This window comes from Glycomyces niveus (assembly GCF_017592475.1).
Taxonomy (GTDB): Bacteria; Actinomycetota; Actinomycetes; order Mycobacteriales; family Micromonosporaceae; genus Glycomyces; species Glycomyces niveus.
On sequence record NZ_JAGFNP010000001.1, the window covers coordinates 522,167 to 536,002 of the forward strand.

Annotated in this window: 14 protein-coding genes; 11 read left to right on the forward strand and 3 right to left on the reverse strand. The window is 70.5% G+C overall.

The genetic code is table 11. From position 1 onward, the window contains the following. Nucleotides 1–295: 295 nt before the first annotated feature. Together J5V16_RS02440 and J5V16_RS02445 are read left to right on the forward strand one after the other, a co-directional pair. Nucleotides 296–721, forward strand: a complete 426-nt coding sequence (locus tag J5V16_RS02440) for a hypothetical protein (protein ID WP_208494352.1) — start codon at nt 296–298, stop codon at nt 719–721. Further along, nucleotides 718–1,119 carry a DUF6220 domain-containing protein gene (locus J5V16_RS02445; RefSeq protein WP_208494353.1) on the forward strand — a complete coding sequence of 134 codons (402 nt, stop codon included), beginning with the start codon at nt 718–720 and terminating at the stop codon, nt 1,117–1,119. The genes J5V16_RS02440 and J5V16_RS02445 overlap by 4 nt, the downstream gene beginning before the upstream one ends. Nucleotides 1,120–1,161: 42 nt before the next feature. On the opposite strand, the gene J5V16_RS02450 is transcribed toward J5V16_RS02445, so the two are convergent. After that, a complete protein-coding gene (locus J5V16_RS02450) occupies nt 1,162–1,767 on the reverse strand; it encodes a TetR/AcrR family transcriptional regulator (protein WP_208494354.1) in 606 nt (201 codons plus the stop codon). 75 nt (nt 1,768–1,842) lie between these two features. On the opposite strand from J5V16_RS02450, the gene J5V16_RS02455 reads away from it, so the two are divergent. From J5V16_RS02455 to J5V16_RS02465, 3 genes are all read left to right on the forward strand, one after another. Beyond that, nucleotides 1,843–2,283 (forward strand): VOC family protein, encoded by a 441-nt coding sequence (locus J5V16_RS02455; RefSeq protein ID WP_208494355.1) that lies wholly within the window; start codon nt 1,843–1,845, stop codon nt 2,281–2,283. A 106-nt stretch (nt 2,284–2,389) separates the two neighbouring features. Beyond that, nucleotides 2,390–2,803: a hypothetical protein gene (locus tag J5V16_RS02460; protein ID WP_208494357.1), complete on the forward strand. Its 414-nt coding sequence runs from the start codon at nt 2,390–2,392 to the stop codon at nt 2,801–2,803. Then, nucleotides 2,800–3,531: a DUF6189 family protein gene (locus tag J5V16_RS02465; protein WP_208494358.1), complete on the forward strand. Its 732-nt coding sequence runs from the start codon at nt 2,800–2,802 to the stop codon at nt 3,529–3,531. The genes J5V16_RS02460 and J5V16_RS02465 overlap by 4 nt, the downstream gene beginning before the upstream one ends. Nucleotide 3,532: 1 nt before the next feature. Here J5V16_RS02465 and J5V16_RS02470 read toward each other — a convergent pair whose 3' ends face one another. Then, nucleotides 3,533–4,120, reverse strand: a complete 588-nt coding sequence (locus tag J5V16_RS02470) for a helix-turn-helix domain-containing protein (protein WP_208494359.1) — start codon at nt 4,118–4,120, stop codon at nt 3,533–3,535. A 111-nt stretch (nt 4,121–4,231) separates the two neighbouring features. Here J5V16_RS02470 and J5V16_RS25185 point away from each other — a divergent pair, with 111 nt between their 5' ends. The 6 genes from J5V16_RS25185 to J5V16_RS02500 all read left to right on the forward strand — a co-directional run bounded on the left by J5V16_RS25185 (nt 4,232) and on the right by J5V16_RS02500 (nt 10,833). Beyond that, nucleotides 4,232–4,867: a class I SAM-dependent methyltransferase gene (locus J5V16_RS25185; RefSeq protein ID WP_304604910.1), complete on the forward strand. Its 636-nt coding sequence runs from the start codon at nt 4,232–4,234 to the stop codon at nt 4,865–4,867. A 176-nt stretch (nt 4,868–5,043) separates the two neighbouring features. Further along, nucleotides 5,044–6,474 carry an MFS transporter gene (locus J5V16_RS02480; protein WP_243900695.1) on the forward strand — a complete coding sequence of 477 codons (1,431 nt, stop codon included), beginning with the start codon at nt 5,044–5,046 and terminating at the stop codon, nt 6,472–6,474. 197 nt (nt 6,475–6,671) lie between these two features. Beyond that, nucleotides 6,672–8,012 (forward strand): extracellular catalytic domain type 1 short-chain-length polyhydroxyalkanoate depolymerase, encoded by a 1,341-nt coding sequence (locus J5V16_RS02485; RefSeq protein ID WP_208494362.1) that lies wholly within the window; start codon nt 6,672–6,674, stop codon nt 8,010–8,012. Further along, nucleotides 8,009–8,995: an ABC transporter permease gene (locus tag J5V16_RS02490; protein ID WP_208494363.1), complete on the forward strand. Its 987-nt coding sequence runs from the start codon at nt 8,009–8,011 to the stop codon at nt 8,993–8,995. The genes J5V16_RS02485 and J5V16_RS02490 overlap by 4 nt, the downstream gene beginning before the upstream one ends. A 27-nt stretch (nt 8,996–9,022) precedes the next feature. Beyond that, the gene (locus J5V16_RS02495) at nt 9,023–10,048 is read left to right on the forward strand and encodes an ABC transporter substrate-binding protein (RefSeq protein ID WP_208494364.1); all 1,026 of its coding nucleotides are present in this window, start codon (nt 9,023–9,025) and stop codon (nt 10,046–10,048) included. Beyond that, nucleotides 10,045–10,833 (forward strand): ATP-binding cassette domain-containing protein, encoded by a 789-nt coding sequence (locus J5V16_RS02500; protein ID WP_208494365.1) that lies wholly within the window; start codon nt 10,045–10,047, stop codon nt 10,831–10,833. Before J5V16_RS02495 ends, J5V16_RS02500 begins: the two co-directional genes overlap by 4 nt. A 48-nt stretch (nt 10,834–10,881) precedes the next feature. On the opposite strand, the gene J5V16_RS02505 is transcribed toward J5V16_RS02500, so the two are convergent. Continuing rightward, nucleotides 10,882–13,725: a glycosyl hydrolase family 95 catalytic domain-containing protein gene (locus J5V16_RS02505; RefSeq protein ID WP_208494366.1), complete on the reverse strand. Its 2,844-nt coding sequence runs from the start codon at nt 13,723–13,725 to the stop codon at nt 10,882–10,884. Between the last annotated feature and the right edge of the window lie 111 nt (nt 13,726–13,836).

Here is a 13,836-nt window from a genome sequence, read left to right on the forward strand (position 1 = left end):
GTTCCCTGCATTCTCCGACACCCGTGCACGGCAGGGCATCAGGGCCGGACTCCAGCGCTCCGGAGCGGCGGGCAGACGGCCCGCCCCACAGCGCAAGAGGATGCGGTGCCGCCCATGCCCGGTGCTCCACCGCGGGAGGTACGGCCCGCGCCGGGTTTACCCCCGGGGGAGTAGCCCGATTGACTCCTCCCAGCCGACGCCGCGGCGCCGAGTACGCCGCCACACTCGGCCGCATGCAGAGACGAAGCAAGCCCGACGGGCCACTCGGTCGAGCCCGGCGCGAGGGGTGCCCCCGGTGAAACTCTTCTTCCTGGGATGGACGCGGTTCATCGTCGTCCTCCTCGTGCTCCAGGTCGGCCTCGCCGGCTGGGGCGCGGTCTCGACCGGCGACGAGCGCGTCATGCGCTTCATCGCCCACGCCGGCAACGGCGGCATGCTCATCCTCTGGCTCATGCTGTCGGTCGTCATCGCGCTCATCGCCCGCCCCGGCTGGAAGGCCGTCGCCCTGACCGCCCTGTCCGCCTTCATGATCCTGATGCAGGGCGCCTTCGCGTACGGCTTCGGCACCAGCGGCCCCGCCGGCGGCGTCGGGATCGCCCTCCACGCCCTCAACGGGCTCGGCGTCCTCGTCCTCCAAGTGGTCGTCGCCCGCCTTGCGAAACGCGCGGTCGACGCCAAACGCGCACTGCGCGCGGCCCAGCGGAGCGAGGTGCCCGCATGAACCGCGTCTTCGCCCTGATCCTGCGGATCTGGCTGCTGCTCCTCCTGGCCCTGCTCGTGCTCCAGTTCGCGCTGGCGGGCTTCGGGGTCGGCTACGGCGGCGGCATCGGCGACGGGTTCGAGCCGCACTTCGTCAACGGCGATGTCCTGCTCTACCTCTACCTCGCCGCGATCCCCCTCGCGCTCGCCGCCCGGATCGGCCGCCGCCTGCCATGGCTCACCGCCCTCGGCGCGTTCCTCGTGCTCCTCCAGCACGGCATGGCGCTGGTGAGCGTGCCGGGGACCCTCTTCGGCCAGACGCTCTTCCTCTTCCACGCTCTGAACGGCCTGGCCCTGATCTTCCTGACCGCCCGCTCCCACTCCTTGGCCCGCAAGGCGATGCGCGCACCTGAAGGGTAAAGGCGGCCCGCCTCGACCGAGGCGGGCTTCTCTGCCTCGCAGCTAGCGTCGGCCGCCCGGGCTCCGAAGTCCTTGCAGCAGCAAGTCGAGCGCCGAGACCGCCTGCTCAAGCGTCGCCCCGTCACCCGAGCGCGCGATCCACAATGCGCTCTCGTTCATCGCCCCCGACAACAGGCGCGTCAGCGGCTCGACCGGCTGGGCGGTGATCGCGCCCGCCTGCATCAGGGCCGAAAGGGCATCGGCGAGGTGCCGCGCCGACGAAGCCTCATCCATGGCCCGCCATTCGTCCCAGCCCAACACCGCCGGGGCGTCCTCCAGAAGGATCTGCCGCACCTCCGGGTCGGTGCCCGAAGCCAGGAACGTCCGGCAGCCGGCCCGCAGCTGCTCCCAGGGCTCGTCCTGCGCATCAGCCGCGGCGGCGACGCGCGCGCCGAGCTCCTCCTGCACCTCGGCCACCACGGTCCGGAACAGGCCGAGCTTGCTCCCGAAGTGATGGTAGGCAGCGCCTTTCGTCGCGCCGATGGCCTGCGCGACTTCGGCGAGGACCACGCCCTGATACCCGTCGACGGCGAAGCGCCGCCGTCCCTCGGCGAGCAGCGCCAGCCGTGTCGCCTCCCGCTGTGCGGCTCTCGTCACGACAATCTCCATTCACATACCCCGGGTATGCTAACATCGATTTCGCATACCCGAGGTATGCGAATCTCAAGGAACTGGAGACCTCCCATGACCGCCACCCTCAGCGGCTTCTACCCGGTGATCGCCACCCGCGACATCGCCGCCGCACACGACTTCTACGCCCGCCACTTCGGCTTCGAGGCGACCTTCACCGCCGACTGGTACGTGAGCCTCCACCGGCCCGACGCGCCCCAATACGAACTCGCCCTCCTCGACGCCGACCACCCGACCATCCCCGAAGGCCACCGCACACCGCTGCGCGGCGGCCTCATCCTCAACTTCGAAGTGGACGACGTCGACGCCGAGCACCACCGCCTCGTCGAAACCTCCGGCCTGACCGAACTGCTCTCACTTCGCACCGAGGACTTCGGGCAGCGCCACTTCATCATCGAAGCCCCCGACGGCGTCATGATCGACATCATCACGATCACCCCGGCAACCGCCGAATACGCCGACCAATACACCCCGGGCCACACGCCAGGGGAGTAACCCATCAGCGCGGAGCCCGGCGGATCGAGTCGATCTCGCGGCGCGAGAGATCCGCAACGATCGAGGGAACTGATCGGGGTGCAACGGGCGTCTGAATCGCATGCGCATGAAGTTCCTCGGTGCCCTGCTCGTGCTGGCGCTCGTCCCCTCCGCCGCCGCCTGCGGCGGTGCCACGCCCTCACTGACCCCTCCGGAACCGCCGACCGACGGCGGCTCCGTCGGGCCAGCCGAGCCGCAGGAGTCCGAGCAGTGGTGGGGCACGCTCATCGTCTCGGTGACCGATGCGGACGGCACGCCGCTGGCGAACGTCCCGCTCGAACTCACCGGCCTCGGCAACGGCAACACCGCCCCCGACTGGGAGTCCGCGCCCATGACCGGCCCTGACGGCACCGTCGAGCTGACGAACCTGCTCGGCGCCTTCGAGGTCGCCACCCTCCTCGAAGGCGCCGAGAACGATGCGGCAGAAGTCGAGATCACGGCGGGCGGCACCGCCCGCGTCGACCTCGTCATCCCGGCATGAACGGCGGCGACCGCCGTCAGCGGACCGGTCGATTGGTCGAGCGGTACGCGGACCATCTGCTTCCGGGGACGGCCGACGGGTTGCGATCGATGGTGCGCCACGGTGAACTGGGACTCGCCGTCGAAGACCTGGCGGCTGCGCTCGTGCAGCACAAAGTGCCGTTGTACGCCGGTGACGCTGTCGACTTCCGCCAGTTGCTCGCCGGGTTCCAGCGCTGCCCGGACACCCCGCCGGACATTGAGGACCTGGTGGTGTTCGGTGCGGGACCGCCTGAAACATACGCGCTGTACCTGTTCGGATCCGCGGACCCGTTCGCCACCGCGGCTGCGACAGTCGAATGCCTCCCGGTGCCCGCAGCGCGGATCGGTGTCTTGGTCGACGGCGTGCCGGTGCCCGGTACGCCGGACCGACCGGCAGTGCTCATCCAGCACGACCCCTCCAATGGGGACATGTCGGTCGAGTTCTGGGCCGGCTGCGATTTCGGCCGCCTGGTCGACGGTGCCCCGGTGCTGGAGGTTGCGCGGAAACTGTCTCGGTCGACCGGGGCGTCTGCGATGCTCGATGCGCACGGATTGACGCCGAACCAATGGGTCTTGGTCACCAGCGCCGGAGGGCATGGTGTCGTCATGGTTGACGGTGAGGCGAGCGACGAGGGCCGGTGGGAGATCCTGTTCGCATACGAGCCGATCGAAGGCGCCTTGAACTTGCCAGTGCGCCGCGCTCGGTGATTTAGGTCCGTTTCGGGGCCACTCGGACGTGGGCGCGTTCGCCCTGTTTGCCGACCAGGCTGAGGAATTCGACGGGGCCGGCGCTCGTTGCGCCGAACCAGTGGGGCGTCCGCGTGTCGAACTCCGCGGCCTCGCCGGGTTTGAGGCGGAGGTCGTGTTCCCCGAGGACTAGGCGAAGTGTGCCGTTGAGGACGTACGCCCAGTCGAAGCCCTCGTGGCTGCGGAGTTCCGGCATGCGGTCATCTGAGCCGGCCGGGAGGATGAACTTGTAGGCCTGGATGCCGCCGGGCCTGCGTGTCAGCGGCAGTACGGTCGAGCCGTCCTTGGTGAAGACGGGACGCAGGTTGACCCGCGGGTCCCCGGTGGGCGGTGCGTCGACGAGTTCGTCGAGGGTGACGCCGTGCGCGCGGGCCAGCGGCAGCAGCTGCTCGAGCGTGGGCCGCCGGAGCCCTGCTTCGAGACGCGAGAGGGTGCTCGCTGAAATGCCGGTCTCGGCGGCGAGGTCGGTGAGCGTGACCTCGCGGGCCTGCCGGAGGCGCTTGAGACGCGGCCCGACCGCGTCGAGCGTGCGTTCAAGTCCGTCGTTCATCCGTCCATGATCCTCGAGAATTTGCCGATCGGCAAGATTACTTGCCCATCCGTCAAAGCGCGCCCATCCTTGCCTTTGCCACCGAACACGATGGAAAGGCAGGCCACCGCGATGACGCACGACCACGCACCGCACCACGAATTCGACCGGGGCTACTGGGAACGACATTGGGGCGACGCCCGCCCGATGACCGAGGACCCGAACCCGCACCTCGTAGCCGAGATCGCCGATACGACGCCAGGCCGCGCCCTGGACGCGGGCTGCGGCACAGGGACGGAGGCGATCTGGCTCGCCGCCCGGGGATGGCAGGTGACGGCCGTCGACATCACCGCGGCGCCCCTCGAACAGGCCGCGGAGCGAGCCGCCCGAGCCGGCCTCGGCGACCGCATCGACTGGGTCGCCGCCGACCTCGTCGACTGGGAACCGAGCCGTCCGTTCGACCTGGTCACGACCCACTACGCCCACCCGGCCACGGCGCAACTCGACTTCTACGCCCGCATCGCGGCCTGGATCGCGCCCGGAGGGACGCTCCTCATCGTCGGCCACGCCGCCGCGGACGGCCACCACGTGTCCAGCCACGGACGCCCCCCCGCCGAGGCCACGGCGACCGCGCCCGGCATCACCGCCCGACTCGGCATCGGGGCCTGGACGGTCGTCACCGCCGAGGAACGGCAGCGCACCGTCATCGACCCCCGCGGCCGGAGCCTCCCTTTGCGCGACGTCGTCGTCCGCGCCGTCCGCAAGTGACCCAACCAGCAGCCGAGCCACCGAAGCGCCCACGTCCGTGCCCGAACCACACCACCCGGCCGCAACCTGAAAGGAATCCGCCCGTGGACCTCTCCAACGCAGTCCCACCAGCCGAATCCACCATCGACGACCCTCGGCGCCGCCGCGCCGTCCTCATCACCGTGTGCATCGCGCTCATGGCCGTGATCGCCTCGGTCACGGGGTTGAACGTCGCCCAGCCGGACCTTGCCGTCCAGTTCGGCGCCTCCCAGTCGACCGTCCTGTGGATCATCAACAGCTACACGATCGCGCTGGCCGCACTGCTCCTGCCGCTCGGCGCGCTCGGCGACCGTCTCGGGCGCCGCCCGGTGCTGCTCGCGGGCCTGCTCGTCTTCGGCGCGGCCAATGCGGCCGCCGGGCTCGCGACCTCTTCGGAGGCCATGATCGCCGCCCGGATCGCCGGCGGCGTCGGCGCGGCGATGATCATGCCGGTCACCCTCGCCGTCATCACTTCGACGTTCCCGCAGGAGGAACGCTCTCGCGCGATCGGCGTCTGGACGGCCGTCGCCGGAGGCGGCGGCATTCTCGGCATGTACCTTTCGGCGCTGCTCGTCGACGTGGCGGACTGGCGGTGGCTGTTCGCGCTCCCGGTCGGGCTCGTCGCGGTCGCTCTCGGCTCGGCACTGCGGTTCGTGCCGAATTCGCGGGAGCGCTCGCCGCACCGGTTCGACGTGGTCGGTTCGCTCGCGTCAGTGGTCGCCGCGATCGGGCTCATCCTCATGCTGCATGAAGGGCCGGCGAGGGGCTGGACCGCGACGCCGACGCTGCTGAGCCTCGCAGTGGGCGTCGCGGGCGCGATCGTGTTCGTCCTCTGGGAGCGACGGCACCGGGCGCCGCTGCTGGACGTGCGGCACTTCCGTAATCGTGGCCTCGCGAGCGGTTCGGTCACGCTCTTGGCGGTGTTCGGGGTGCAGGCCGGGATCTTCGTGGTCATGTTCCCGTTCTTCCAGTCGGTGCTCGGCTGGTCCGGGCTTCGTTCCACCTTGGCGCTCTTGCCGATGATGGTGCTGATGATGGCGGCCTCGGCGCTCGCGCCGCGCGTGGCCGCCCGCTCCGACGCGCGCGCGACGATGGCCGCAGGTGTGGCGCTCTGCGCCGGGGGCCTGGTGACCATGGCGGTGTTCGTGTCGGTCGCCGGCGGCTACGTGTCGGTGCTGCCGGGCATGCTGGTGATGGGACTCGGCATGGGGCTCGCGATGACACCGTCCACTGAAGCCATCACGCTCGCCCTGCCCGCGGAGCGGCAGGGCGTCGCCTCCGCTTTGAACGACGTGACAAGGGAGTTCGGCACCGCGCTCGGCATCGCGCTCCTCGGCGCGGTCCTGTCCGCCGGGTACCGGAGCGCGATCGACGACCGCATCGGGGACCTCGGCGGGCCCGCCGGCGACGCCGCCCGCGCGGGCATCGCCACCGTCCTCACTGCTGAAGGCCCCCAGGCCGAAGCACTCGTCCGAGCCGCCCAGGAGTCCTTCGTGGCCGGATGGCGGCACGCCATGTGGGCGGGCGCCGCGGTCATGGCCGTGCTGCTGGTCCACGTGCTCGCCAGAGGCCCGAAACCGCGGGCCTGACCAGAGCAGCGCGGCGACCGCGTCCTTGACGTCATACGTCTCATGTCAGTACGCTGTGGAAGCCTGTCTGTGACCAGATGTCGCCTTCGGCCGCTTCGGTGGTCGAGGGCGAGGTCGTGTCTGAGATATCGATATACAAGCATTGCTCGATATCTTGGGCTGCGTTCGAACCGATCCCGCGAGGAGGCATCGACCCGATGCGACGATTGATCCGTGCGGCCGTCGCGGCCCTGGTGGCGCTGCCGTTGGCTCTCAGCGCAGTGATACTGGCGGCCAGCCCCGCCTCGGCGGCCTCCCTGACGCGCGTCACCGACTTCGGCACCAACCCGACCGGCCTCGGCATGTACCTCTACGTCCCCGACAACGTCGCGCCGGAACCGGCACTGCTCGTCCTCGTCCACTACTGCGGCGGCTCGGCCGGCGCCGTCTTCGGCGGCAACGGGCGCGACTACGTGACCGCCGCCGACCGGTACGGGTACGTCATCGTCCTCCCCGAAGCCACCCGCGAGGGCCGCTGCTTCGACGTCTCGACCCGGGCGGGCCTCACCCGCAACGGCGGCAGCGACTCCACCGGCATCAAATCGATGGTCGACTGGACCCGCCAGCGGTACAACGTGGACCCCGACCGCATCGTGGTCAGCGGGTTCTCCTCGGGCGCCATGATGACCAACGTCCTGGCCGCCCAGTACCCCGACGTCTTCTCCGCCGCCTCCGCGTTCTCCGGCGTGCCCGCCGGATGCTTCGCCACCAGCGACGGGTCGCTGTGGAACGGGACCTGCTCCAGCGGCAACAGCATCAAAACCGCCCAGCAGTGGGGTGACACCGCCCGCGCCATGTACCCCGGCTACACCGGCCCCTACCCGCGGATGCAGCTGTGGCACGGCACCGAGGACACCGTGCTGGCCTACCCCAACTACGGCGAGTCGATCAAGCAGTGGACCAACCTGCACCGCCTCAGCCAGACCCCGGCCGCCACCGACCGCCCGCAGTCGAACTGGACCCGGACCCGCTACGGCGCCACCGGAACCCACGCCACGATCGAAGGCATCAGCATCGCGGGCACCGGCCACACCCTGCCCCAACCGGGCATGCTCGCCTACGCCATCGCCTTCCTCGGACTCGACGGCGGCAGCGGCGGCGGTTCGACGACGGGCGCGTTGCGTTCGGCGGCTTCGAACCGGTGCTTGGACGTGCCGAACCAGTCGACGACGAACGGCACGCAGGTGCAGATCTACGACTGCTGGTCCGGCGCGAACCAGCAGTGGACCTACACGGCCGCAGGCGAACTCACGGTCTATGCGGACGGGAACCGGCGGTGCCTGGACGCTTCGGGCGGTGGGACGGCGAACGGTACGGCGGCGATCATCTGGTCGTGCCATGGCGGTGCGAACCAGAAGTGGAACCGCAACGCGGACGGCTCGATCACCAGTTCGTCCGGGCTGTGCCTGGACGTGGCGGGCGCGGCGACCGCGAACGGCACCAAGGTGCAGCTGTGGAGCTGCACCGGCGGCTCCAACCAGCGGTGGACGCTGTCGTGACCGGACCGCGCGCCCAAGCGGGGGAGTGGCTCCGGGAGCGGATCGCGGTCGCCGTCTCCGAATTCACCGCGGCGACCGCGCTCGTCGTGCTGTTCGCGGTCCTCTGCTTCGCCTCCCCGCACTTCCTCACCGCGGACAACCTGTTCAACATCGGCTCCCAGACCGCCGTCATCGCCATCATCGCCGTGGCACAGACGATCGTCATCATCACCAAAGGCATCGACCTGTCCGTCGGATCGGTCGCCGCCCTCGCGGGCGTCATGGGCGCCATCGTCGTCCGCGACCTGGGCTTCTCGGTCTGGACCGCCGCACTCGTCGCAATCGCCGTCGGCACGCTCGCGGGACTCGCCAACGGCGTGCTGATCACCTACGCGCAGCTCCCCCCGTTCATCGCCACCCTCGGCATGATGTCCGTCGGACGCGGCCTCGTCTTCATCGTCACCGGCGCCGTCGGCGTCTACAGCCTCCCCGAATCCTTCCAGCTCATCGGCAACGGCGTGATCGCCGGCATCCCCTTCGCCGTCGTCGTGACCGCCATCGTGGCCCTCGCCGCCGGATACCTGCTCTCCGAATCCCGCTTCGGCCAGCACGTGTACGCCATGGGCTCCAACCTGGAAGCGGCCCGACGCGCCGGCGTCCCCGTGCGCCGCAACCTCATCGCCGTCTACGCCCTGGCCGGATCCCTCGTCGGCCTCGGCGGCATGATCGCCGCCTCCCGGGTCAGCTCCGGCCAGCCCAACTACGGCATCGGCCTCGAACTCGACGTCATCGCCGCCGCCGTCATCGGCGGCGCCAGCCTCTTCGGCGGCCAGGGGCGCATCGCCGGAACGATCATCGGCGCGTTCCTGATCGCCCTGGTGCGCAACGGATCAGTGCTGCTCGGCATCAACATCCACTACCAGCAGGTCATCGTCGGCCTCATCATCTGGGCCGCCGTCTACTTCGACCAGTACCGCCGCCGGCGCCTCGAGACCCGCGTCTGAGCGGCCACCACCCGGAAGGAAGCGACCATGGCAAGGAACACCAAGACCCGCTTCGGCTTGGCCGTGCTCGCCGCGGCGGCGGCCCTGGCCGCGAGCGCCTGCGTCGACGTCCGCGACGGCGGCGGCGGCGACGGCGCGACCACCGACGGTCCACTGGAGATCGCCGTCGTGCCCAAGGCCGTCGGCCACGAATTCTGGAACACCGTCCGCGCCGGAGCCGAGTGCGCCGCCGAGACCGCCGGGGACGTCACCGTCGAATGGGACGGCGTGGACGCCGAGACCGACGTCGAAGGCCAGGTCAACCTCATCCAGAACTTCGTCACCACGGACGCGGACGGCATCGTCTACGCCGCCACCGACTCCGCCGCGCTGGCTCCCGTCACGCAGAGCGCGCTCGACGCCGGGGTCCCGGTGGCGATGATCGACTCCGGGACCGATCCGCAGCCCGACGAGGTCCCCTTGTACGCCACGGACAACCGCGCCGGCGCCACCGAGGCCGCGAACCTGCTCGCCGAAGCGCTCGGCGAAGGCAGCCACGACGTGGCGCTCATCGAGTTCCAGCCCGGCTCGCAGACCAACACCGAACGGGTCGAAGGCTTCACCACAGGCCTCGCCGCCCACGAGGGCCTCAACCTGGTCGGCCAGCAGCCCAGCCACAGCGACGTCAACGAAGCCCGCCGCGTCACCGAAGACCTGCTCACCGCCAACCCGGACCTGGCCGGCATCTTCGCGGCCAACGAACCGAGCGTCCTCGGCGCCGTCCAGGCCGTGGAGGCCGCAGGCCGCACCGGCGAGGTCGTCATCATCGGCTGGGACGCCGCCCCGGACGAGATCTCGGCACTGCGCGAGGGCCGGATCGCCGCGCTGGTGGTGCAGAACCCGTTCAACATGGGCTACCTCGGCGTGGCGAACATGGTCGAGCACCTGCGCGAGGGCACGCCGATGGAGTCGGCCGACACCGGCGTGACCTTCGTTACGCCGGAGAACATCGACACCGCCGAGGTCCAGGCGGTCCTGGAGCCCAGCTGCGACAACCCGCCGGTCGACCAGTGAGCGCGGACGCTCCGGTCCTGGAGGCCCGCGGGATCGTCAAGCGCTTCGGACATGTCGAGGCCCTCCGCGGCGCGAACCTCACGGTCGGGCGCGGCGAGGTGGTCGCGCTCATCGGTGACAACGGCGCGGGGAAGAGCACGCTGATCAAGGTGCTCTCCGGCGTGCACCAGCCGGACGCGGGCGAGATCCTGATCAGCGGCCGGTCGGTGCAGTTCGCGTCCCCAGTGGACGCGAGACGCGAGGGCGTGGAGACGGTCTACCAGGACCTGGCCGTCGCCGACGATCTCAGTGTCGCCGCCAACTTGTACCTGGGCCGGGAGATCATGCGCCGCGGCCCGCTGGGGCGGCTCGGCCTGCTCGACAAGCGGGCGATGCGCCGCGGCGCGGCCGAAGCGCTCGAGCAGCTCGGGGTCGCGATCCCCCGGGTCACCACCCCGACCGGGCTGCTCTCGGGCGGCCAGCGGCAGAGCGTCGCGGTCGCGAGAGCGGTCGTGTGGGCCACCGACGTGGTCATCCTGGACGAGCCGACGGCGGCGCTCGGCGTGGTCCAGACCCGGCGGGTCCTCGAACTCGTCGCGCGGGTCCGGGACGCCGGGATGTCGGTGGTCCTCGTCAGCCACAACATGCCGCAGGTCCTCGAGGTCGCCGACCGCGTCGAGGTCATGCGGCTGGGCCGCCGCACGGCCCGGTTCGCCGCAGGGGAGGCGTCCACTGACGACCTCGTCGCGGCAATGACCGGCGCGCTCTCGACCGAACCCGACGACGACGCGGACCCGCCCCTCTGACGTGCAGGGCAGCACCGGTCGAGTACCGGCGCGGCCCTTGCAATCGGCTCAGGCGGGCTGGAGGTTGAAGCGCTGATTCGCGCCGCCCGTGGCGTTCCACTGGGAGATGCGGGCGGCGTTCTCGGTCGAGGCGCCCCAGACGTCCATGGCGAGGCCGGAGGCGCGGTTGACGAGTCCGATCGTGCCGCCGCCGTGATCGGTGAGGGTCCACTGCTGGCTCGCCGCACCGGAGTCGGGCTGCTGCGTGATGTCGGCGCCGGTGGCGTTGGAGGCGACTTGGAGGACGAGTCCGGAGTGGCGGGCGCGGACCTTGTAGTAGCCGCCCGCCGCGATGAACTCGAACTGCTGGTTGGCACCGGTGCCCGCGGTCCACTGGATGAGCGCGGCCCCGGCCGCGGTCGAGGCGCCGTTGATGTCGGCGGCCTTCCCGGAGTGCTGCGCGACCAGCCGGTAGAAGACGCCGGGCTGCACCGGACCGGTGCTGCGCGCGGTGATCCGGTACCGGCGCCCGGCGCGGCCGTCGAATTCGACGAGGTCGCTCTCGGGCTTCCTCGGGGTGACGGGTGCTCCGGCGGTCTCGTCGACGAGGTCGAAGTCGCCCGCGAACGCGCGGCTCCTGATCCTGACGGCGCCGTCGCGGTCGGCCACGACGGTGGCCTCCTTGAGGTTGCCTCCGCCCCAGGTCGCGCCGACGGTGTAGCCGCCGCGGCCCCGCAACCCGGCGCAGCTGCCGCCGGGCCAGGCCGACGGCAGCGCCGGCAGCAGGTGCAGCTCCCCGTTGTGGCTGTGCAGCAGCATCTCGGCGATACCGGACGTCGCCCCGAAGTTGCCGTCGATCTGGAACGGCGGGTGCAGGTCGAACATGTTGGGGGCCAGCCGCTCGGGCGTCACGAGCAGCCGGACCAGGTCGTGGGCCCGGGTGCCCTCCTCCATGCGCGCCCAGTAGTTGATCTTCCACGCCAGCGACCAGCCGGTGCCCGCGTCGCCGCGCAGCTCCAGGGTCCGGCGGGCGGCCGTGTAGAGCTGCGGGGTCCCGCGCTTGGTGATCTGGTTGCTCGGGTGCAGGCCGTAGAGGTGCGAGATGTGGCGGTGCTGCGGGTCGGTCTCGATCCAGTCGTGCAGGTACTCCATGATGTTGCCGCGCGAGCCGACCCGCATGGGCGCGAGGCGGTCACGGGCCGCCAGGACCTGCGCGCGGAAGTCCGCGTCGACGCCGAGGGCCTCCGAGGCGCGGGCGCAGCCGTTGAAAAGGTCCCGCAGGATCTGATTGTCCATCGTGGGCCCGGCGCAGACCGTCGCGTCGTTGTGGTGCAGCATCTCCGGCGAGTTCGACGGATTGGTCACCAGCCAGTGGAGGTTCGGCTCCTCGACCAGGGTCTCCAGGAAGAACTGCGCCGCGCCCTTCATCGCCGGGTAGTTCGCCTCGAGGAAGCCGCGGTCGCCGGTGAACCGGTAGTGGTCCCAGATCATGGTCGCCAGCCAGGCGCCGCCGGTCTGCCACATGCCCCACCGGGCGTCGTCGACCACTGAGGACCCGCGCCAGCCGTCGGTGTTGTGGTGGGCGACCCAGCCTCCGGCCCCGTACTGGACTTCGGCGGTGCGGGCGCCGGTGACGGTGAGGTCGCCGATCATGTCGAACACCGGCTCGTAGCACTCGGGCAGGTTGGTCGTGTCGGCGGGCCAGTAGTTCATCGGCAGGTTGGCGTTGAGCGTGTACTTCGACTCCCAGGAGGGGGTCATCGACTCGTTCCAGATGCCCTGCAGGTTCGCGGGCTGGCTGCCGGGCCGCGACGACGAGATCAGCAGGTAGCGGCCGTACTGGAACAGCAGCGCCGAGAACTGGGGGTCGCTGGCCGAGTTGTGCCGGGCGATGCGGTCGTCGGTGGGCAGGTCGGCGGCGGCGGTGCGGCCGAGGTCGATCGTGGTGCGCCCGAACAACTTCTGGTAGTCGGCCGTGTGCCGGGACCGGAGGGTTTCATAGGAGCTGCCCGTCGCGGCGTTCATACGGCCCCACGCGATGCCCTGGTAGTCGCCGCTCACGTCCTGGTAGTCGACGTAGCTCGTGCCGATCGAGATCAGGAGTGTCACACTATCCGCATTGGACACTTGCAGGGTGCCGCCGGAGCTGGAAACGGTCCCGCCCTGCGCCACCGCCCTCGCGAGCGCGAGGAACCGCACCGAGCCGGGGATGCCGCGGTGGTCCCCGGACCTGCCGTCCAGCGCGACCGTGCGGCCGTCGGGACTGGAGGCCGTGGCGCGCTGCGGAGTCCGGAACGAGGCGGTGAAGGAGACGCGGCCCGCGGTCCCGGCCGTGAGGCGGACGGCGATCACCTGGTCGGGGAAGCTGGCGATCACCTCCCGCTGGTACCGGACCCCGTTCGCGGTGTAGGCGACGCCTGTCGCGGCGGTGGTGAGGTCGAGCCACCGTTCGTATCCCGTTGCGCCGCTGACGCCCGGGAAGGCCAGGTTGAGGTCGCCGACAGGCTGGTAGGCGAGTTGGCCCGCCGGCTTGCCGAGCATGGTCTGGTTGATGAGGTTCTGGGCCTGGCCCCATTGGTTCGCGAACACGAGCTGGCGGATCTGCTGGAGGGCGTTCGCTCCGGCCGTGTTGCTGTAGTCGTGGGGGCCGCCCGCCCAGAGGGTGTCCTCATTGAGCTGCAGCCGCTCGGTGGTGTAGTTCCCGAAGACCATCGCGCCGAGCCGGCCGTTGCCGACGGGCAGCGCGCGGAGCCAGTCCGTCCCGGCGGGCTCGTCGTACCACAGTGCCATGTCGCCTGCCGCCTGCACGGCCGCGGGAGCCGCCGACGCGGCCTGCGGTGCGGCCCACTGCAACGGCATGGCCAGCGCCCCCGCTCCGTACTTGATCAGGCTTCGGCGGGGCAGTTCTGCCATGTCGTTCCTCCGTGTGGTGGCCCAACCCCCTAATATTGACGCAAGTCTATATACATCAGATGTATGACGTCAAGGAAGCGCTTCCCGGCTGCGGGAGGACCCGACTCGTCC

What these genes read in the sequence shown, in the direction of transcription:
- J5V16_RS02445 (WP_208494353.1), top strand. Translation starts at nt 718, where the DNA reads ATGAACCGCGTCTTCGCCCTGATCCTGCGGATCTGGCTGCTGCTCCTC.
- J5V16_RS02450 (WP_208494354.1), bottom strand. Translation starts at nt 1,767, where the DNA reads ATGGAGATTGTCGTGACGAGAGCCGCACAGCGGGAGGCGACACGGCTG.
- J5V16_RS02455 (WP_208494355.1), top strand. Translation starts at nt 1,843, where the DNA reads ATGACCGCCACCCTCAGCGGCTTCTACCCGGTGATCGCCACCCGCGAC.
- J5V16_RS02460 (WP_208494357.1), top strand. Translation starts at nt 2,390, where the DNA reads ATGAAGTTCCTCGGTGCCCTGCTCGTGCTGGCGCTCGTCCCCTCCGCC.
- J5V16_RS02465 (WP_208494358.1), top strand. Translation starts at nt 2,800, where the DNA reads ATGAACGGCGGCGACCGCCGTCAGCGGACCGGTCGATTGGTCGAGCGG.
- J5V16_RS02470 (WP_208494359.1), bottom strand. Translation starts at nt 4,120, where the DNA reads ATGAACGACGGACTTGAACGCACGCTCGACGCGGTCGGGCCGCGTCTC.
- J5V16_RS25185 (WP_304604910.1), top strand. Translation starts at nt 4,232, where the DNA reads ATGACGCACGACCACGCACCGCACCACGAATTCGACCGGGGCTACTGG.
- J5V16_RS02480 (WP_243900695.1), top strand. Translation starts at nt 5,044, where the DNA reads ATGGCCGTGATCGCCTCGGTCACGGGGTTGAACGTCGCCCAGCCGGAC.
- J5V16_RS02485 (WP_208494362.1), top strand. Translation starts at nt 6,672, where the DNA reads ATGCGACGATTGATCCGTGCGGCCGTCGCGGCCCTGGTGGCGCTGCCG.
- J5V16_RS02495 (WP_208494364.1), top strand. Translation starts at nt 9,023, where the DNA reads ATGGCAAGGAACACCAAGACCCGCTTCGGCTTGGCCGTGCTCGCCGCG.
- J5V16_RS02505 (WP_208494366.1), bottom strand. Translation starts at nt 13,725, where the DNA reads ATGGCAGAACTGCCCCGCCGAAGCCTGATCAAGTACGGAGCGGGGGCG.